The organism is Paraburkholderia sp. RCC_158, from assembly GCF_041355255.1.
Taxonomy (GTDB): Bacteria; Pseudomonadota; Gammaproteobacteria; order Burkholderiales; family Burkholderiaceae; genus Paraburkholderia; species Paraburkholderia graminis.
Map to the genome: position 1 here is coordinate 157,104 of NZ_JBFUPM010000001.1, position 19,527 is coordinate 176,630.

A 19,527-nucleotide genomic window follows, 5' to 3' on the forward strand; every position below is an offset into this window, starting at 1 on the left:
TATGTAATGACGATTGTAGCGCTCGCGTCCATTTGCGGGGCACAGTGCACTTGCGCTCCACGCAATCGTGTTGCAGCTCTTCCAGAACTCGCGGCAATCCGGTATTTTGCATCGATTCAACTCGATGAGCATGCGCGTTCATGGACCGTCTTGAAGCAATGTCGATTCTGGTGGCCGCGGCGGAAAGCGGCAGCTTCTCCGCTGCCAGCCGCAAGCTACGCATGCCGCTGCCCACGGTAAGCCGCAAAGTCGCGGAACTGGAGGCGCATCTCAACGCGCGTCTTCTCGTTCGATCGACACGCAAGCTCACGCTCACCGACGCGGGCGTCGCCTATCTCGCGGCCTGCAAGCAGATTCTCGAACAGGTGAGCGAGGCGGAAAGCGCCGCCGCGGGCGAGTACAGCGCGCCGCGCGGAGAACTCGTGGTGACAGCGCCTGTCGTCTTCGGACGGCTGCATATGCTGCCCGTCGTCAGCGACTTTCTCGCAGCGTTTGCGGAGATAACCGTGCGGCTCGTGCTCGCCGACCGTAACCTGCATCTGCTGGACGAGCATATCGACGTCGCGCTGCGCATCGGCAAGCTGCCCGATAGCAGCATGGTCGCGACGCAGGTGGGCACCGTTGGCCGCGTCGTGTGCGCAAGTCCGCAGTACCTTGCGCAAGCCGGCGAGCCGCAAACGCCTGCCGATCTGGCGCGCTTCTCATGCATCGTTTCGGACGCGTTGCCTTCGAGTTACGTGTGGGAGTTTGGTGGACACCAGGCCCCGCAGCAGACGGTGCCGGTTCGTGCGCGGCTGTCGGTCAATACCGTTGAAGCGGCGATCGATGCGGCCATCGCCGGCGTCGGTTTGACAAACGTGCTGTCGTATCAGGCAGCAAGCGCGGTCAGTGAAGGAAAACTGAAACTGGTGCTGCGCGAGTTCGAGCCCGAGCCGATACCGGTGAGCGTCATGCATGCGGGACAAGGAAAATTGCCGCTGAAAACGCGTAGTTTTATCGATTTCATCGTGCCGCGTCTGCGCGCGGCATTGGCTCACGATAAGGAAATGCTGGGTGCAAAAGATCTCGCGCGCGGCAAGCATCGACGCGCGTCGCCGGGTCGATAACTCGTTCCGCAATCACCGCATGCGCAACACCGCCGCGCCGCTTAGTCTGCCGTCGCGCAGATCGTTGAGTGCCCGGTTTGCATCCGCGAGCGCATAAGGCCTGGTTTCGATTTGCAACGGCATTCGCGCCGCGAGTTGCATGAAGGCATGACCGTCGGCGCGCGTGAGGTTGGCAACCGAACACACGCGCCGTTCGCCCCACAACAGATCGTATGGGAACGACGGAATGTCGCTCATATGAATGCCACCGCACACGACAACGCCGCCCTTCGTCACGGCCCTCAATGCAGCGGGCACGAGCGGCCCGGCCGACGCGAAGATGAGCGCCGCGTCGAGTTGTTCGGGCGGCGTCTCGTCGCTGCCGCCGGCCCAGTGCACCCCGAGCCGCAACGCGAACTGCTGCGCGGCGGTATCGCCCGGACGCGTCAGTGCGAACACCGTGCGGCCCTGGTGCAACGCCACCTGCGCGACGATATGCGCGGCCGCGCCGAACCCGTAGATGCCGATTGCGCGCGCATCGCCTGCCATGCTGAGCGTGCGATAGCCGATGAGGCCGGCACATAGCAGCGGTGCCGCTTCGAGATCGGAATAGCGCTCGGGTAGATGCAGGCAATAGCGGGCATCGGCGACCGTGCGCTCCGCGTAACCGCCGTCGATCGTATAGCCGGTGAAGCCCGGCACGTCGCACAGATTTTCGCGGCCGCTCGTGCAATAGCGGCAGTGGCCACAGGTGTGGCCGATCCACGGCACGCCAACGCGATCGCCCACCTGGAACCCGGCGACGTCGTTGCCCAATGCCGCCACCGTTCCCACGATCTCATGTCCGGGAATGACAGGCCGCTTCGGATGCGCGAGTTCTCCGTCGACGACATGCAAATCCGTTCGGCACACGCCGCACGCGTGAATGTCGATCAGCAACTGGCCAGCCGCGGGTTGCGGATCGGACATGTCGCGCTCATGCAGCACCGCAGCGCTTCCGTCGAACACCATTGCGCGCATGTCATTCCTTCGTGCGTGGCGATGGCGCGGAGCCGCTCCATGTACTCGCCGTTTGCCGCGCGATGACGCGAACCAAACGCCGGCTTTGCAAGCTTACTGGCTCGCCGCGGATGCGCCTCCCATCGGCGGCGCGACGCTATTGCTCGTGGCAGCCGGCCCGCTCATGCCGGCCGTTCCCGCCGTATCGTTCGAGCCGGAGCGTTTGCACCCGAATGTGCCGCCTGCCAGCGCCGCGATCAATACCGCGACCATTGCCTTGCCTAGAACTCGTTCCATCATCCTCTCCTCACGGGTCGTGAGCGTCGGGCATCGCGCTTCTCGCCGTCGGCGAACGCGCGATCGCTTCGACAAATCGTGCGGACGCCGGCGATTGATTGCCTCACAAAGCGCCTTGAAACAGGACGCATGATCGACATGCCGACGCGACACGGCTTCGCAATATGCGACCGCCTTCTGTGCCTGTACAAGTTGCAATCCTGTGTAAAAAGCGCAACCCGTATGCGGCGTGCGCTCGCGTCGGTTATTGCGTCCGCGAACGCGCAGTCCACTGCATCCTCGCGTACATGGTTCGATGTTTGCGAGTTCGCATTGCAGAGTAAGGACGGCAACGCATAATCGGAACGCACGCATGAGTTGCGCCCGCTTTGACCACGCCGCCCTACGAACACACACTATGCGAGGTCAGTCATGCGCGAAACGGACCGGCAGCAGCGGATCGAGGAAATAGAACTGGCGCTCGCGAGCGCCTTTGAATCGCCGAAATCGCCGAGTGTCATTACCTACGATGAAGGCGCCACCTTTTACATGCAGTTGGCGTGGGTTCTGCAATCGCACGGCGATACATCGCTCGATACGCGTTGCGCCGCGACGCTCCGGTTTTCTCAGGCGCAGATAAACCGGTATGCGGCGATGGACACCATCAAGCGCAGGACGATTCAGGAGCGGCTCAAAGCGACTGTACAGACGCGTTTTGCGGAATTGAAAAGCTCGTCCCCAAACCAGAACGACTGTGCGCTTGAAGTGAATGTGGATGACAGTCTGTTCGACGTGCCGGAAGAACCTGTTTAATCGCGCGGCAGTTGAATGCGTTGTTGCGCGATAAAACGCTCGCCGCTTACGCGTAGCGCGCGAGAAACATATCCGCCGCGGATTCGGCGATTGTCTGCTGCTCGGTCTCGCTGAGCGGCGGCTGGCCCATCGTCACTTGCGGCCAGAACGCAAACGCCTTGACGAGCCCTTGCAACTGATGCGAGGCAAACACAGGGTCTGCAATTCGCAGACGCTGGTCGGCCGCGGCCGCGCGTATCCACACGGTCAGATCTTCCTCGCGTTCGCCGAGACGCGCGACCATATCGCGCGCGCGTTCGGGCGAATGAATGCCCGCGGCGATCGCAACGCGCGCGAGCGCGAGGAACGCTTCGTCGTTGATAAGCCGCAGTTTGCGCATTAAAAGTTCGATTAGTTGCTCGCGCAACGGGACGCTCGCCCGATACGCAAGTGTCTCGCCGGCGTGACTCGCGTCCCACAACTGCCGCAGTATTTCGGCGAAGAGCGCTTCCTTGCTGGGGAAATGGTTATAGACCGTGCGCTTCGATACATTCGCGCGCGCGGCGATGCGGTCCATGCTGGTGGCGTCGAAACCGGCTGCCAGAAATTCCTCGATTGCCGCGTTAATCACGGCGACACGCTTGCGGTCGGTGAGGCGTTGGTGAGTGACTGTGGGGTCCATCCGGAAATTTTACACTGTGCAGTTTACTTTTCGAGATTATAAAGTACACTGCTCAGTCTACTTTCCAACTCGGGACGCCACACATGACATCGCTCCTCGACTCCATCAGCCGGACTTTGGGTTTCGCTGCCGCGAGGCGCGGACGCGAGTTGTCCGCGCTGTCGGCGCAGCATGACGGCGAGCGCTTTCGCAACGTGAAGCCGCGTCCTGTCGAAGGCTTCGGCAAGACCTTGCGCATTGCGTGGAATGTGCTGCTCAACAAGCCGTCGGGCACGGTGCCGCTGGCCACCTTGCCGGTCGACAGATTGACGCGCGAGGATCTCGATACGGCGCCGGATAGAAGCCTTTACCGGCTCGGACATTCGACCGTGCTGCTCAAGTTGCGCGGCGAGTTCTGGTTAACCGATCCGGTGTTCGCAGAACGCGCTTCACCATTTCGGCGCTTCGGTCCCAAACGTTTTCATGCGCCGCCTATTGCGCTCGAAGATCTGCCGCCGCTTGCCGGCGTGATTCTTTCGCACGACCACTACGATCATCTGGATCACGAAACAGTGCTCGCGCTTGCGGCCACGACAAAGCTCTTTGTCACGCCGCTCGGCGTCGGCGACCGGCTTATCGAATGGGGTATCGACGCGGGCAAGGTGCGTCAACTGGACTGGTGGCAAAGCTTGGAGATCGACGGGATTGCATTCACCGCAACGCCTGGCCAGCATTTCTCGGGGCGCAGTCTGTTCGACGGCAACAGCACGCTGTGGGCGTCGTGGGTTATCGTCGATAACGATTTGCGCGTGTTCTTTAGCGGCGACACCGGCTACTTCGACGGCTTCAGGACCATTGGCGAACGCCTCGGTCCGTTCGACATCACGCTCGTCGAAACCGGCGCGTACGACGCGCAATGGCCGTACGTCCACATGCAGCCGGAAGAGACGGTACGGGCGCACGTCGACTTGCGCGGCCGCTGGCTTGTGCCGATTCACAACGGCACGTTCGATCTCGCGATGCACAGATGGTATGACCCATTCGAGCGCGTGCTGGGTCTCGCCGCTGCGCGCGGCGTCGCGCTTTCCACACCTCGCATGGGAGAGCGGCTCGACCTCACCGCGCCGCATCGTGGCGAGCGTTGGTGGCGTAACGCAATGGAAGTCGCCGAAGCGCCGCAAACGTCGCGGGGCCTGTTCGCGCGTCTGTTCTCGTGCAACAACGCACGGCGCGCGGAACCAGGCAGCAGCGCATAAGGCGGACTGTTTCATCGCACCTAGAAGGTGTGCTGCATTCCCACGCCATATGTGCTGCCTGACGGATTCGCCGTGAGTTTGTCGTATGAATAGACGGTATAGACGAACGTGCGTTTCGACAGAATGTGCTCGTGAGCAAGGCTCGCCGTGTTGCGCACGTTGCTGTGATTCAGCGGCGCACTGTGTTTGGTGCGCGCCCACTCGGCGAGTATCACGTTCGACGGCGTGAGCGGCACCGAAACGCCCAGTTCATAAGTGTGCGAGCCGGTCTCCACATTGTTATTGCTGGTCATTTGCGCGGCGCCGTAGACCTTCATGAACCTCGCGTCATACGCGGCTCCTGCGAGATAAAGGTACTGACCGCTTGACGGCGCAACCGCCGCAGTGCGTACGCGTTGCGCGGAAAATACCGCCGTGAGCGGTCCTTTTGCGTAGGTCAAATGCAGGCCGATATTGTCGCGCCCCTGGTGCCCCGTCGTGCTGCTTACGCCATAAATCGCGGTGCCCGTGAGCCCACCATAATTTGGCGAAACGTACTCGATTGCGTTTTGCCAGACCGTATCGCCAATCACCGTGTTGCTATAGCTCGCCGTGTACGACTGCACGATCAACGGCGAAAAGACAACGGAAGAACCGAACGGATTGACGAGTTGCTGGTTGATATACGTCGGGTTGGTTTGCTCGCCAAACTTGAACGTGCCGTATGCGCCGGTAAGTCCCACATAGGCGTTGCGTGAAAATAGCCCGTCAGTCGTATTGCGTCCCATCTGCCCGGTATTCGGCCGGAAAAAACTTTCGAGGCTGAAGATCACCGCGTTGCCGCCGCCAATGTCCTCGCGGCCGCGAATGCCCCAAAACGATGTCGTCATTCCGCCGCCGCCCATCTGCACCGTACTCGAGCGTGTCGTGCTGAGTTTGGAACTGTCGACGTACATGCCGATCAGGCCGTAAATCTGCACCGACGATGAAGACACGGACGCCGCGCCCGCCGCGGCTTGTGAAGAATCGGCGTGCGCGGTGCAGCTCGCCGCCATCGAAAGAGCCGTCGCAATGCACGCAGCGTTCACGTGCAGCATGCGGCGCATGGCATTTGTTTTTGTCCACATGAATCATGTCTCCAGACCAGTTTCTATTTTTTGAATGCAAGCGTCCCCTGCTGCGTGCGCGGATGCACTCGCAGTCATCAGGACACTGCAATGTATTCGGCGGCTAGACCGTCAATTCCTGCGCTTAATCCGTGCGTCGGCGCGACATGCCTGCATTGAGCTTCGATCGATCGAGCTCGTGTTCCCACGCGGAGACGACGAGCGTCGCGACGCCGTTGCCGATCGTGTTCACAATCGCGAGACCTGTACCCATGAAACGGTGAATGCCGAGAATCAGCACCATGCCGGACACTGGAATGAGCGGGAAAACCAGTAACGTCGAAGTCAGCATCACGAATGCGGCGCCGGCCACGCCGCTCGCTCCTTTCGACGTCAGCATCGCCACGCCGACCAGCGTCAGTTGCTGCATGAGGCTCAGTTCGATGTTGAATGCCTGTGCGATAAAAAGCACGGCCATCGTCAGATAGATGTTCGTGCCGTCGAGATTGAATGAATAGCCGGCCGGAATGACGAGTCCGACAACCGATTTCGAGCAACCAAGACGCTCGAGCTTTTCGAGCATCTGCGGCAGCGCGGCCTCGGAAGAACTCGTGCCCAGCACAATCAGGATCTCTTCGCGGATATAACTCATGAAGCGCAGAATGCTGAAACCGAGTAGCCGCGAAATCGCGCCGAGCACCACGATCACGAATACGAACAGCGTCGCATAGAAGGCGCCGATCAGTTTCAGCAAAGGCACGACCGCGCCGATCCCGTACGTGCCGATCGTGAACGCAATCGAGCCAAAAGCGCCGATCGCGGCCACTTTCATGATGATGTGCACGATGCCGAAAAAGGTATGCGCGAAATAGTCGATCATCGCGATGAGCGGGCGCCCGCGCTCTCCCGTGGCGGCAAGCGCAGCACCGAACAGCACGGAAATCAGCAGGATTTGCAGTACATTGCCCGATGCAAAAGCGCCTGTAACCGTGTCGGGAATAATGTGCATCAGGAACTCGACTGTATTCTGCTGATGCGCCGCAGTCGTATAACCGGCGAGAGCTTTCGTATCGATGGTGGCCGGATTCAGGTTAAAACCGCTGCCAGGATGAAAGACATGTCCTGCCACGAGCCCGACCACGAGCGAGAGCGTCGACACGATTTCGAAGTAGAGCAGCGCCTTGCCGCCTACTCGTCCGACTTTCTTCATGTCGCCCATTCCGGCAATGCCGGTCACGACGGTGCAGAAGATAATCGGCCCGATCACCATCTTGATCAGCTTGATGAACGCGTCGCCAAGCGGCTTCATCTTCACGGCAAGCGACGGCGCGAAATGCCCAAGCAGCACGCCAATAACGATCGCGACGAACACATGAAAGTAAAGCGTGCGATAGAACGGCTTCCTTGCGCCGGACGCGGACGAGGTCATGACGGCGCTCTCGCTCATGAAGCCGCTCCTGCTCGAATAACGCGGGCATTAGTGCTGATCATCTTTGTCTCCATCGGGAATAGTGAGCGGAAAGCCGATATATATACAGGTCGCTTTCCACAGAGCTGCCATCTGATGCGGCAGTTCTCGATACCGGTACAGCGTCAACTACGATGAGCGAAAGCCGTAAAGCCGCGCGGGATTCGTCACCAGCAGCTTTTCGCGCAATGCCTCGTCGGGGCAGAAACGGAACAGCAGGTCGACCAGTTCGCCGTCGTTCGGCATGTCCTTGCTGATATTCGGATGCGGCCAATCGGTGCCCCACAGTACCCGGTCCGGCGCGGCGTCGATGAGTGCTTGCGCGAATGGAATCGCATCGTCGAACGGCCGGTAGCCTGCCGAAACGCGCTCGGAACCGCATACTTTGACCCATGCGAGCGGATTGCGCATGAGATCGAGCAGTTGGCGAAAGGGCTGCTGATCGAGTCCCGCTTCGGCACGCACGCGGCCCATGTGATCGATCACGAACGGCACCTTGATGCGCGCGATCCGCTCCGCGTATTGCAGAATGTCCTGCGCGTCCAGATGCAACACGACATGCCAGCCAAGTTGCTCGATGCGTTCGAGTACGCGGTCGAACACATCGAGATCAGGCGCGCCGCCAAGATGAGCGACGAAGTTAAAGCGCACGCCTCGCACACCGCGCGCGTCGAGGTCGGCGAGTTGCGCATCGGTCACATCGCCATCGACGATCGCGACGCCGCGATAACGGCCGTCACTTCGGGCAATCGCGTCGAGCATCGCGGTGTTGTCGGTGCCATGACAACTCGCCTGCACGATCACGCCGCGGCTCACGCCGAGAAAATCGTGCAGCGCGACGAGTTGCGCGAAAGGCGCGTCGGGCGGCGTGTAGCTGCGATCGGGCGCATACGGAAAAACGTCGGCGGGACCAAAGACATGACAATGCGCGTCGCAGGCGCCGGCGGGCAGTCGCTGCGCGGGACGGACAGGATGGGGATCGGGCGGCAAGCAGGATTTCATATGTGCTTCGTCTCTATCTGGTTCTGATGGCCGCGGCGCGGCTGCGTGCGGCGGCTGCGGCGCGGCTGAGTGCGGCGGCTGCGGCGCGGCTGAGTGCGGCTGCGTATGTAAGCTGGAGTAAGCGGATTGTGGCGGCGCGCGCGGCTCGATACAATCGCTATACCAAACTAGCTGATATGTGTTTTTCACATAGCTCTCATCATGGACCTCAAGCAGTTGGAAGCGTTTGTGCACGTCGCCGAACTCGGCAGCTTTACGCGCGCTGCCATTACGCTCGACACCAATCAGCCGGCACTCAGCAGGCTCGTGCGGCAACTCGAAGTCGAATTGCGTCACACGCTGCTCGAACGCAATGGCCGCGGCGTCACGCTCACGCCGGCGGGTCAGCGAATGCTGGCTCATTCCAAAGGGATACTTTCGCAAGTGCAGCGCGCGTCACAGGATCTCGACGAATTGCGCGGCACCGTCGGCGGGCACTTTTGCATTGGCATCACGCCGAGCTTCGCGAAAGTCGCCACCCATGAACTCGTGCGCAGTTTTCGTACGTCGTTTCCGGGCGCGACTATTTCGGTTGCCGAGGGACTGTCGACCTACCTGATCGAATGGTTGATGATGGGCCGAGTGGACGCCGCGGTTCTCTACGACACGTTCGACACACCGCTAATCGACAAGCGCACTGTCTTTACCGAGGAGCTCTTTCTGATCGGTGCGGATGACGGCAAACCAGTTGCAAAGGCCGCGCGCGAGACGGTGAAAACCATCGCACTGCGCGACATTCCACGCTATCCGCTCGTCATTCCGGGCCGCATGCATGCAATCCGGCGCATGCTCGAATCGGTTGCGGCCGAACAAGGCGTGAGACTCAATATCGAACTCGAAGTAGACGCCGTGTCGTCGATTCTCGATCTGGTCAGCGAGGGCATCGGCTATGCGGTGCTGCCGCTCAACGCAACCGTGAGCGACGCGCTCAAGCGGCGCTTTCGCGTGATCCGCATTACCGAGCCGACTCTGTTCAGCCGGCTCGCCATTGCAACGAGCAGCAAGCACACGCTGTCGCAGCTCGCGGTTCAGGCGATTGCAATGCTCGAGGAGCGGGTATTGCCTCTTTATAGCGCAGTGCGCAGCCAGTAAGAAAAGAGAAGGCAATAGAGGCGGAGAACTCCGGCTATCGCTTCTAACCCCGCCAACAAGCCGAAGCCTCAATCCGTGACGATCACTGCAACGGCTTTCGCCTGTTTCAATTCAAATGTACTGAGCCGGCCCGCGCGAACGTCGAGTACCAGACGCTCGATCAATTCGACTTCGCGCTGCTGATCCAGGTCAACGTCCGTTGCGGACGCAATCTTGTCGAGGCATAGGCGTCGTCGCGCCAGCAGGAAATTGACGGCGCTGGCACGCCGCATAAAGAACTGCTCCATCTTCGTGTTTCTTCGTGTCGTCAGTGCAAAGACGCATTGCTTGTAGCGGAGCGCGACGTTAGCACGCGCATAAAGGCGGCCATAACGGTGTAAAGAACTGGAAAGAAACGCGGCTTGGACGCCGTGTCCGCTTGCGCTCACCTCCAGGCATCTTCAAGACCCATCGCCGCAGCTTTAGCTGCAGTTGCGCGTCGTTCGCAGCCGCAAACGCTAACATCGCGGCATTCCCGCTACTGCGACTAGAATATCCAGCATGCATCCGGCAGAGAACCACGCTCGCCGCTTTGCTATTGTCGGCCGCGAATACGATACTAATGGCCTGTTCTTATTCCGCCTCGAGGAACCGCCGATGACCGCCCTGCTCACTCGCGAATCCGCGTCGAAATTCGCCAATCTCGCTCTCGCTCATCTCACACGCGAATACCCGAACAAACTCACGCATTCGCTGGCCGGTCCGCAAGACGTGCAGAGCCCCCGCGCATTGCATCCGATTTTTTATGGCAGCTACGACTGGCATTCGTGCGTGCATGGCTACTGGCTGGTTCTTCATCTTATCGAGCGCTTCCCGGATTTGCCGGAAGCAGAACGTATCGTCGCCGTGGTGGACGAGCATTTGACGGCGGCGAACGTAGCCGGGGAACGCGCTTATCTCGAGTTGCCGCATAACCTGGGCTTCGAGCGGCCTTATGGCTGGGCTTGGTTGCTCGCGCTCAGCGCGCAATTGCATTCGTCAAAGCTCTCGCATGCCGCGCGCTGGTCGAAGACTTTCGCGCCGCTTACCGAGATCTTCGTCGAACGTTTCGAGACGTTTCTGCCGAAAGCCACTTATCCGCTGCGCGTCGGCACGCATTTCAACATGGCATTCGCGCTTGCGCTCACGCTGGATTTCGCGCGGCAAACTTCGCGCGGCTCGCTGGAGGCGTTGATTGTCAGCACCGCGGAGCGCTGGTTTTTGCACGACGTAGCGTGCCAGGCATGGGAGCCCGCCGGCGACGAATTCCTCTCGCCCTCGCTGATGGAAGCGGAGTTGATGCGGCGTGTGTTGCCGTCCGCGCAATTCGTCGACTGGTTTGGGCGCTTTCTGCCCGACCTCGGCGCAAAAAAGCCGGCTACGTTATTCGAACCGGTTACGGTAACGGACCGCACCGACGGCAAGATCGCGCATCTCGACGGTCTCAATCTGAGCCGCGCCTGGTGCCAGCGCTCGCTGGCTCGCGCGCTGCCGGCAGGCGACATACGACGCACGGCATTGCTCGATGCAGCCGAGCGTCACTTGCAAAGTGCGCTGCCTCATGTGGCCGGAGACTACATGGGCGAGCATTGGCTCGGGACGTTCGCCACGCTCGCCCTGGAGGCGTAAAGCAGTTGCGGGCCGGCCCTTCTAATCGGCCTGCCCGCACGCCGCTTTTACATCACTGCGTCGACAGCTTCTTCGGCTTCGGCGGCGCCTGCACCTTGCTGTACTGAAACTCGGGCGTCGCCTTCAACGCTGCCTTCGTCGCGCCCGGCAGATAGAAGTTGCCCGAGCGAACGTCGAGTGCCGCAATAGGCACCGCTACATCATGCGACGCAACGCCGAGAAAGCCGCCCGCGGCGACAATCGCTGCGGAAAGAGAACCATCCGGCGCCACCACCAGATCGCGGATCGAACCGATCTTCTCATTCTGATCGTTGTACACGGCCTTGCCGAGAATGCTCTTCTTCACGCTCCAGCCGCTCAGCAGCGCATTCGATTGTTCGATAGTCACGCCGAGCGGTTGCGTGCCGGCAACTTGCGCCTGCGCGCCGAAACTCGCTGCGGCAACCGCAGCGGCTACCAGAAGTTTGCCCAAAGTCATTTCATTTACTCCGTTTTTTTAGAAGACTGACCGGCGCAGGATCGCGCCGAGAGAAGCGCTGCCAACTCATCATACCGGCTACGTCGCGTGGCTGCAGACACGGTGCCATTGGCATCACGCGCTGCGGCTTGCGCGCGACGGTAGAATTGCATCAGGCGACAACACGCCTTTCGCAAGATCCAGGGTGGTGAGTTTGACAAAGCTCGAGCAGGGTTTCATTTTGACGCGGCATTGGCGGGACACGCCCGCCGGCACCGAAATCGATTTCTGGCTGGCAACCGACGGCGGGCCCCGTCACGTGCGTTTGCGCCATCAAACGTCCGTGGCATTCGTGCCCGCGGAACAGCGCGAGCGCGTCGAATCCATCTTGCGCCGCGAGGCGCCTCTCGATCTGCGTCCACTGGAATTGCGCGACTTCCATCACCGGCCGGTAATGGGACTTTATTGCCCGCAATATCGTCAGTTGACCGGCCAGGAAAAACGCTTGAAGCAAGGCGGCGTGGATGTCTATGAAGCCGACATCTTTCCGCCCGAGCGCTACATGATGGAGCGTTTCATCACTGCGCCAGTGTGGTTCGGCGGCGAACCGCAAAGCGACGGCACGCTTATCAATGGCGAATTGAAACCGGCGGCGGACTATCGTCCTTCATTGAAACTCGTGTCGCTCGATATTGAAACGAGCGTGCATGCCGAACTCTATTCGATTGCATTGGAAGGCTGCGGTCAGCGCCAGGTGTACATGCTAGGACCGCCGAATGGCGATGCGAGCCAACTCGACTTCGACCTCGAATACTGCGAAACGCGCGCCCAGTTGCTTGAAAAGCTCAACACATGGATAGAGCGGCATGATCCCGATGCGATCATCGGATGGAATCTCGTGCAATTCGATTTGCGTGTGCTGCAGCAGCATGCCGAGCAATACCGCGTGCCTTTGAAACTCGGCCGCGGCGGCGCCGTGATGGAGTGGCGCGAACACGGCCTGAAGCAGAACCACTACTTTGCGGGCGCTGCGGGGCGCCTGATTATCGACGGCATCGAGGCGCTGCGTTCGGCCACCTGGAGCTTTCCCTCGTTCAGCCTCGAGCATGTGTCGCAAGCGGTGCTGGGCGAAGGCAAATCCATCGACAATCCGTATCAGCGCATGGACGAAATCCAGCGCCGCTTCGACGAGGACAAGCCCGCGCTCGCCCGGTATAACCTGAAGGATTGTGAGCTCGTCACGCGCATCTTCGCGAAGACGGAACTGCTGCCGTTTCTGCTGGAGCGCGCCACCGTGACCGGGCTGCCCGCGGATCGTAGCGGCGGCTCCGTCGCTGCGTTCACGCATTTGTATATGCCGCGAATGCATCGGCAAGGCTACGTCGCGCCCAATATCGGCGACGTGGCCGGCGCCGCGAGTCCCGGCGGTTTCGTGATGGACTCGCGCCCGGGCTTATACGATTCGGTGCTGGTGCTCGATTACAAAAGCCTGTATCCGTCGATCATTCGCACTTTTCTGATCGACCCTGTCGGGCTCGTGGAAGGCATGCTGAATCCCGGCGACGATCAGTCCGTACCCGGCTTTCTCGGCGCGCGTTTTTCACGCACGCGTCATTGTCTGCCGTCGATTGTCAGTCAGGTATGGCAAGGCCGCGAAACCGCGAAACGCGAGCACAACAAGCCGCTTTCGCAGGCGCTGAAGATCATCATGAATGCGTTTTACGGCGTGCTCGGCTCGACCGGCTGCCGCTTCTTCGACCCGCGTCTTGCGTCGTCGATAACGATGCGCGGCCACGAAATCATGCACCGCACGCGCGAACTGATTCAGGCCGAAGGTTATGAAGTCATTTACGGCGACACGGATTCGACCTTCGTCTGGCTGCGGCACGCGCACAACGAAGAGGAAGCAGGCCGCATCGGACGCGCGCTCGTCGAGCATATCAACGCGTGGTGGCGGCAGGATTTACAACAGCGCTTCGGACTCGACAGCGCACTCGAATTGCAATTCGAGCGGCATTACCGGCGCTTCTTCATGCCGACCATTCGCGGCGCGGAAGAAGGCAGCAAGAAACGTTATGCCGGTCTCACCGTATCGGCGGATGGCAGCGAAGAGATCGTCTATAAAGGACTCGAAACGGTTCGCACCGACTGGACTCCGCTCGCGCAGCAGTTTCAGCAGGAACTCTATAGACGCATCTTCACGCAGCAACCGTATCAGGACTACGTGCGCGACTATGTGCGCGATACGCTCGCCGGCAAGCTGGACGATCAGCTCGTCTATCGCAAGCGTCTGCGCAGACCGCTCGGCGACTACGAACGCAACGTGCCGCCGCACGTGCGCGCCGCGCGCGTGGCCGACGAATTCAATCGCCGGCAAGGGCGTCCGCTGCAATATCAGAACGGCGGCTGGATCAGCTATGTGATGACGATTGCCGGCCCCGAGCCGCTCGAAACGCTGCGTTCCGCGATCGACTACGAACACTATCTCACGCGTCAATTGCAACCCGTTGCGGATGCAATCTTGCCGCTGTTGCGCGACGACTTTACACGGCTCACGTCTGGTCAAAAGCAGTTGTTCTGACGCCGCGCGACTCAGGGCTAACAGATCTTCTCAATCGCAACCATTATCTCGGCGCAGGGAAGCCGAGCGCGTCCGCCTTCGTGCGCAACTCGGCGAAACGGCCGCCTGGCGCACTCATGGCCGTATTCGGCACGAGCTGGCTCTTGTCCAGTTGCGCAATGCCGCTCGCGCCCGCGCCTGCCGTCGACAGATTCGAGCATGCCGAGCCGAAGGTGCCTTGTGCCACCGCGATGGCCGGCGCGTCGGTGCGCGCGGGATCGGTAAAGTCGAGCGCGTAGGCCATATTGAATGTCGCCGAATCGCTTGCGCGCACACCGAGTGGATCGAGACCGAAACGCCATGCGAGCAACTGGTGAATCGAACTCGGATCGAACGGATAGCGCGACACATAATTGGCGCGCACACGCGGCCCGAACAGCATGCAGGGCACGCGAAAGCCGAGCCTTCCGTCGTTGCCGAGCGAAGCCTCCGCACTCGACACCGGCTTCACGGGCGGCGCCACATGCTCCATGAAACCGCCCCACTCGTCGTACACGAGGATCATCAGCGTTCTGCTCCAGTTCGGGCTCGTGCGTAACGCGTCGTAGATCTGGCCGAGCAGCACCTGGCCGTTGCGCACGTCGGCATGCGGATGATCGTCGTTCGACGTACCCTGCGCTTCACCGCCAAAGCTCGGATCGACCATGCAGAACGAGGGCAAAGTACCTGCGGCTGCGTCGGAGAGAAAGTCGGAGAAGAGCTTTGAGCGGCCCACGTACCGCGTTCCGTAAAGCGCGGTGAACGGCACGTCGTGGAAGTAGTACGTCGACGAAATGTTCTTTGCGTCGAGACGGTCCCAGATGGTCGGCAACGACGAGGTGTCGAGCGTGTCGGACAAGCGGTCCGTTTGTCCGCTATGCAGATACACGCGGTTTGGATAAGTGTCCGCGAGAATGCCGCTCATGTAGTAGTCGCACACGGTGTACTGCGTGACTGCGCCGCGATAGAAGTCGAGATCCACGGACTGGAAATAGCCGATGGGAAGCAGGTCGCCGCGCGTGAGGCTTGTACCGGCCGTGAGCAGGAAGCCGTTCATTGCGCCATTGGCGAGATGAACGCGTCCGGCATCGTATGAATGATTCGGGTCCGCGAACGAGCACGCCTGGAAGCCATACGCGGGGTTCGTGGCGAGCGCGAACGGCGTGTGTGTTTCGCCGAACACGTCCTTGAAGTTCCGACCGGTCTGCGCGGTTTCCGCATTCGGGACCCAGCCCAGCAGATGATCGAATGAACGGTTTTCCATCGTCACCAGCACGACATGGTCGATGCCCGAGGTAGCGGGATCGGGTAGTGCGGGACGCGGGAGATTCGCACGGGCGGGCGGAATCGTGCCGACGGGCTGCGATCCGCCTGAGCCGGAGCCGCCATTGCTGCTGCCTCCACCGCCTCCTCCACAAGCCGACAATGCGATGGACCCTGCAAGCGCCGCGAGCACCTTGCGACGGCTCGGATCGGCGGGATCAGCCGGGGCGGCCAGGGTGGCCGGAGTGGCGAGTGTCGTGGGCTTGCTCGTCATGATCGTCTCCCTTATTAACTGCTTGCTGTTTTCGCGGAAGAATTCGCCACGCGGCTCCTGAAATACCGCGAGGCGATTTCGTGCAACAAGGGAGCAATTACTGTTCCGCGACAACAAAAAGCCGGGCTGACGCATGCAGTACATACATGCGGCCCGGCTTTTCAAACGACCACAAACTCAATCCATTCGTCAGAAGCGGTGAATGATGCCCACGCCGAAAGCGAACTGATTGCCGGTCGTCGACGGCGCGGTGTTGTAGCCGTCGCCGAGCGTCGCGGTGGCGTCGATGATCTGCCCAGCCCCGTTCGTGCCGAGCGTCTTCCCCTTCGCATGTTGATACGCTTCCAGCGCGTAAAGGCCAGTGCGTTTTGAAAGCGAGTAGTACTGTGACAGGTTGAACTGGTGATACTGCGCGCTGTCTTCAATACCGTTCGCGCGTGTCGCGCGCGTGTAGCTGTAGCCCGCGCCGAAATCCCACGCGACCATCGGCTTCCAGTGCAACACGAGACCGCCTGTATTGAAGATGGCCGTGTCGTGGAATTTCGATCCTGTGCCCGGAATGTACTGCACGTTCGTATAGGTCGCCGTGACGTCCCACGCGCTGTTAAACGTATAACCGCCGCCCACTGCGAAACGCTGCTGCGCCTGCGCGGTCTGATAGCCGTTCGTCACCGCGGATAGGCCGATCTGCGAGCCGCCGTTCGTGGTCGTGGAATCCGCGCCCCATGTGCCGCCGCCGAGCGTCGAGTTGTTGATCCGCGAGAAGCCGACCGCGAGGCCGATCGGACCCAACGCATATTGCGCCGCAGTGGACCATGTCGAGCCGCGGTTCGTGCTGCCGGCCACGCCGCCGAGCGAATACGAACCGCTCACAGTCAGACCGTATAGTTTCGGCGACGTGTATTCGAGCGTGTTGTTCGCGCGGTAAATCGTATCGAGACCGTCGACGTCGCCAGGATGCGCGCCATAGTAGCCGGTGAGCCAGGTCGTCGGACTATACGGCGACAGCATCTGGTAGTACGACGCATATTGGCGACCCGCCGTAAAAGTACCGTACGCGGGATTGGTAACGCCGACCCAGGCCTGGCGGCCGAACATCGCATTGCTGTATTGCTGCGCGCCCGTCCCCGAGTTAAAGCCTGATTCAAGCTGGAAAATAACCTTCGTGTTGCCGCCGAGATCTTCCCCGCCTTTAAGGCCAAAGCGGCTGCCGGCCCATACACCCGGCGTGAACTTGACAGCGGATTTGCCGCCGCTCGTCGAGCCCAGCGTGGATGTCTGATTGCTGGTATAGGAAAGGCCGTTATCGACGATACCGTACAACGTCACGCTGCTTTGCGCGAAGGCCGGCACTGAGGCCGCCAGTGCCGCGCCGAATAGCGCGACGTCAATTCCCCTGAGACTTCTTTTCATTCTCCAGATCTCCAATTGCTACGTCTTTGTTGAAATACTTTTTTGCGCTTCTCTTTCGAACCGGCGCTTCACCGTCAATGCAAGCGGCACGGTGAAGAAGATGTGAGACATAAAGCCGCCGATAATCACCGCGGGGTCGTAGTAGTTCGGGTGATTATCTGAAGCGATCATGATGGCCACGTGCATGACGATCCACGCGAGCACCGCATAGAAGAGTGCGACGAGCGTCGCTTCAATGCCGCGTCGGCGAAAGTATGGCCAGACGGCGGAGAACAGCACGCCCCATGCAATCGCGAACACGAAATGAATACCCGTGCCCACTACGTAGGCCCATATACCGATCGACTCCTGCACGCCTTTGCCGAATACGAGACCCGTTGCGTTGCGCGGAATGCCGGCGAGCGGCATCAGATGCTGCGCGCCGACCCAGATCAACGCCTCGTAAATCCAGATGATCACCGCGCCGAGCAATCCGCCCGCCACGCCCGCGCGAATCATTGCGTGACAATTGGGCCACGTCCACCGGGACGAAAGTTCTGTTCTTTTAAACTCGCTCGCGCTTGCACTCAACTTGCCGTCCATGTCTGCTCCCGGATAAACGCGCTGTAGATGTAGTAAGCGCGCGGTGTTCGCGTTCGATACAAGAACGGAGGCGCAAGCTGAACGCCGCAAGTTCTCGCCACTCACTGCAAAACAGATCTATGCGTCGGCAACCGGACTCGTAATGAAACGCAAGGCAAGCCGGTTCATCCCGATTGCCACGGCCGCGATAATGGCGGGAACCGCAAGCACCGAAAACACGACCTGGAAGCTGAATCCGAGCGACAGCAACGCGCCGCCCACGAGCGAACCGAGAATGCCGCCGAGCCGCCCAAAGCCGAGCATCCAGCTCACGCCGGTTGCGCGAGCGCGGGTCGGATAGCAGCTTGGCGCGAGTGCATTGAGCCCCGTCTGCGCACCGCTCATGAAGAAGCCCGCACACGTGACGAGAACCGGCAACAAACTCGACTTCAGTGTGCCCATGCCGAGCGCGAAGATGAACACGCCGCCAAGCAGATACGCGGCGCCAATCACGCCGTTGCGATCCAGACGGTCCATCGCGAAGCCCACCGCGACGGCGCCAATCGTGCCGCCCAACTGGAACATGCCGGTGATCGCAGCCGCGCGTTCGACGGGCAAGCCGGCGTCCTTGATCAGCGTCGGCAGCCAGCCGGTCAACAGATAAATGATGAGAAGGCCCATGAAATACGTGAGCCACAGCATCAGCGTGCTGAGCGCGTAACCATCGGCGAATAACATGCGCACCGGCGCCTTTGCCGCAACCACGGGTTCGGGCGACGTGAAACGCACGTCCTTGTCGAACAGGTGGCCGCAGACGCGTCCGAGCGTCGCCGCGATACGTTCGTTTGGCATCTTGCGCACCAGCATCAGGCGAGCGGACTCGGGCAAGAGCCACAACAAAAGCGGCACGCTCACGATCGGCAGGATGCCGCCGAACATGAACACCGAGCGCCAGCCGTAGTGCGGAATCAGCGAGGCCGCGACGAAGCCGCCCGCTCCCGAGCCGAAATTGAAGCCCGTAAACATGATGGTGAGCAGCAGCGAACGGCTGCGCGACGGCACGTATTCGGAAAGCAGCGTCGTCGAATTCGGCATGGCCGCGCCGAGTCCGAGGCCAGTGAGGAAACGCAGTACGACAAGTTGTACAGGCGTTTCGGCGAACGCGCAGATCAGGCTGAAAAAGCCGAAGCAGAATACCGAAGCGATCAATACCTTCTTGCGTCCGATGCGATCGGCAATCGGACCCGCGGCCAATGCGCCGACCGCGAGGCCGACCATCGCAGCGCTCATCACCGGACCAAACGCGGTACGGCTCACGCTCCAGTCATGCATGATGACGGGCGCGACGAAACCCATCACGGCCGTATCGAGGCCGTCCATCATGACGATCACAAAGCAGAGAACGAGGACGAGCCATTGATAGGGCGACACCTTGCGCGCGTCGATAAACGCCTTGATGTCGACTGAATCTGCAGATTTCATGCTTGTCTCCGAAGAAAATAGTTTCCCGTCCCGGCTTTCGATGGAAGCCGGATTTTGTTCTGGTATCCCAATTAAA

General features: G+C 60.6%; 18 protein-coding genes. 6 read left to right on the forward strand and 12 right to left on the reverse strand.

Annotated features, from left to right (window positions below; genetic code table 11):
* The first annotated feature begins 140 nt into the window (after positions 1 to 140).
* Positions 141 to 1,106, forward strand: a complete 966-nt coding sequence (locus AB6809_RS00665; protein ID WP_029970211.1) for a LysR family transcriptional regulator — start codon at positions 141 to 143, stop codon at positions 1,104 to 1,106.
* A 12-nt stretch (positions 1,107 to 1,118) separates the two neighbouring features.
* Here AB6809_RS00665 and AB6809_RS00670 read toward each other — a convergent pair whose 3' ends face one another.
* Positions 1,119 to 2,105, reverse strand: coding sequence for a zinc-dependent alcohol dehydrogenase family protein (locus tag AB6809_RS00670; protein ID WP_029970210.1), 987 nt, complete (start codon positions 2,103 to 2,105; stop codon positions 1,119 to 1,121).
* A gap of 93 nt (positions 2,106 to 2,198) precedes the next feature.
* Positions 2,199 to 2,381: a hypothetical protein gene (locus tag AB6809_RS00675; RefSeq protein ID WP_006049846.1), complete on the reverse strand. Its 183-nt coding sequence runs from the start codon at positions 2,379 to 2,381 to the stop codon at positions 2,199 to 2,201.
* A gap of 411 nt (positions 2,382 to 2,792) precedes the next feature.
* Here AB6809_RS00675 and AB6809_RS00680 point away from each other — a divergent pair, with 411 nt between their 5' ends.
* The gene (locus tag AB6809_RS00680) at positions 2,793 to 3,173 is read left to right on the forward strand and encodes a DUF3022 domain-containing protein (protein ID WP_029970208.1); all 381 of its coding nucleotides are present in this window, start codon (positions 2,793 to 2,795) and stop codon (positions 3,171 to 3,173) included.
* Between the two features lie 46 nt (positions 3,174 to 3,219).
* Here AB6809_RS00680 and AB6809_RS00685 read toward each other — a convergent pair whose 3' ends face one another.
* Positions 3,220 to 3,834, reverse strand: a complete 615-nt coding sequence (locus AB6809_RS00685; RefSeq protein ID WP_029970207.1) for a TetR/AcrR family transcriptional regulator — start codon at positions 3,832 to 3,834, stop codon at positions 3,220 to 3,222.
* 83 nt (positions 3,835 to 3,917) lie between these two features.
* Here AB6809_RS00685 and AB6809_RS00690 point away from each other — a divergent pair, with 83 nt between their 5' ends.
* Entirely contained in the window at positions 3,918 to 5,069 is a 1,152-nt protein-coding gene (locus AB6809_RS00690; protein WP_371025936.1) for an MBL fold metallo-hydrolase, read from the forward strand.
* A 20-nt stretch (positions 5,070 to 5,089) separates the two neighbouring features.
* Here the strand turns inward: AB6809_RS00690 and AB6809_RS00695 are convergent, their stop codons facing one another.
* From AB6809_RS00695 to AB6809_RS00705, 3 genes are all read right to left on the reverse strand, one after another.
* Complete coding sequence (locus tag AB6809_RS00695) at positions 5,090 to 6,175, reverse strand: porin (RefSeq protein WP_371025937.1); 1,086 nt, start codon at positions 6,173 to 6,175, stop codon at positions 5,090 to 5,092.
* Between the two features lie 124 nt (positions 6,176 to 6,299).
* Positions 6,300 to 7,601 carry a dicarboxylate/amino acid:cation symporter gene (locus tag AB6809_RS00700; RefSeq protein ID WP_006049851.1) on the reverse strand — a complete coding sequence of 434 codons (1,302 nt, stop codon included), beginning with the start codon at positions 7,599 to 7,601 and terminating at the stop codon, positions 6,300 to 6,302.
* Between the two features lie 150 nt (positions 7,602 to 7,751).
* The gene (locus tag AB6809_RS00705) at positions 7,752 to 8,624 is read right to left on the reverse strand and encodes an amidohydrolase (RefSeq protein ID WP_029970203.1); all 873 of its coding nucleotides are present in this window, start codon (positions 8,622 to 8,624) and stop codon (positions 7,752 to 7,754) included.
* A gap of 201 nt (positions 8,625 to 8,825) precedes the next feature.
* On the opposite strand from AB6809_RS00705, the gene AB6809_RS00710 reads away from it, so the two are divergent.
* Positions 8,826 to 9,755 carry a LysR family transcriptional regulator gene (locus AB6809_RS00710; protein ID WP_029970202.1) on the forward strand — a complete coding sequence of 310 codons (930 nt, stop codon included), beginning with the start codon at positions 8,826 to 8,828 and terminating at the stop codon, positions 9,753 to 9,755.
* A 68-nt stretch (positions 9,756 to 9,823) separates the two neighbouring features.
* On the opposite strand, the gene AB6809_RS00715 is transcribed toward AB6809_RS00710, so the two are convergent.
* Complete coding sequence (locus tag AB6809_RS00715; protein WP_307259888.1) at positions 9,824 to 10,042, reverse strand: hypothetical protein; 219 nt, start codon at positions 10,040 to 10,042, stop codon at positions 9,824 to 9,826.
* A gap of 349 nt (positions 10,043 to 10,391) precedes the next feature.
* Here AB6809_RS00715 and AB6809_RS00720 point away from each other — a divergent pair, with 349 nt between their 5' ends.
* Positions 10,392 to 11,402: a DUF2891 domain-containing protein gene (locus tag AB6809_RS00720; protein WP_029970200.1), complete on the forward strand. Its 1,011-nt coding sequence runs from the start codon at positions 10,392 to 10,394 to the stop codon at positions 11,400 to 11,402.
* Positions 11,403 to 11,454: 52 nt separating this feature from the next.
* Here the strand turns inward: AB6809_RS00720 and AB6809_RS00725 are convergent, their stop codons facing one another.
* Positions 11,455 to 11,880: a PRC-barrel domain-containing protein gene (locus AB6809_RS00725; protein WP_006049856.1), complete on the reverse strand. Its 426-nt coding sequence runs from the start codon at positions 11,878 to 11,880 to the stop codon at positions 11,455 to 11,457.
* A 193-nt stretch (positions 11,881 to 12,073) separates the two neighbouring features.
* Between AB6809_RS00725 and AB6809_RS00730 the strand changes: the two genes are divergently transcribed.
* Positions 12,074 to 14,440: a DNA polymerase II gene (locus AB6809_RS00730; RefSeq protein ID WP_029970199.1), complete on the forward strand. Its 2,367-nt coding sequence runs from the start codon at positions 12,074 to 12,076 to the stop codon at positions 14,438 to 14,440.
* A 43-nt stretch (positions 14,441 to 14,483) separates the two neighbouring features.
* Here AB6809_RS00730 and AB6809_RS00735 read toward each other — a convergent pair whose 3' ends face one another.
* The 4 genes from AB6809_RS00735 to AB6809_RS00750 all read right to left on the reverse strand — a co-directional run bounded on the left by AB6809_RS00735 (position 14,484) and on the right by AB6809_RS00750 (position 19,451).
* Positions 14,484 to 15,995 (reverse strand): alkaline phosphatase family protein, encoded by a 1,512-nt coding sequence (locus AB6809_RS00735; protein ID WP_029970198.1) that lies wholly within the window; start codon positions 15,993 to 15,995, stop codon positions 14,484 to 14,486.
* Positions 15,996 to 16,184: 189 nt separating this feature from the next.
* Entirely contained in the window at positions 16,185 to 17,408 is a 1,224-nt protein-coding gene (locus AB6809_RS00740) for a porin (protein ID WP_029970197.1), read from the reverse strand.
* 18 nt (positions 17,409 to 17,426) lie between these two features.
* Positions 17,427 to 17,906, reverse strand: a complete 480-nt coding sequence (locus AB6809_RS00745; RefSeq protein WP_175130858.1) for a hypothetical protein — start codon at positions 17,904 to 17,906, stop codon at positions 17,427 to 17,429.
* 201 nt (positions 17,907 to 18,107) lie between these two features.
* Positions 18,108 to 19,451, reverse strand: coding sequence for an MFS transporter (locus tag AB6809_RS00750; protein WP_006049861.1), 1,344 nt, complete (start codon positions 19,449 to 19,451; stop codon positions 18,108 to 18,110).
* Between the last annotated feature and the right edge of the window lie 76 nt (positions 19,452 to 19,527).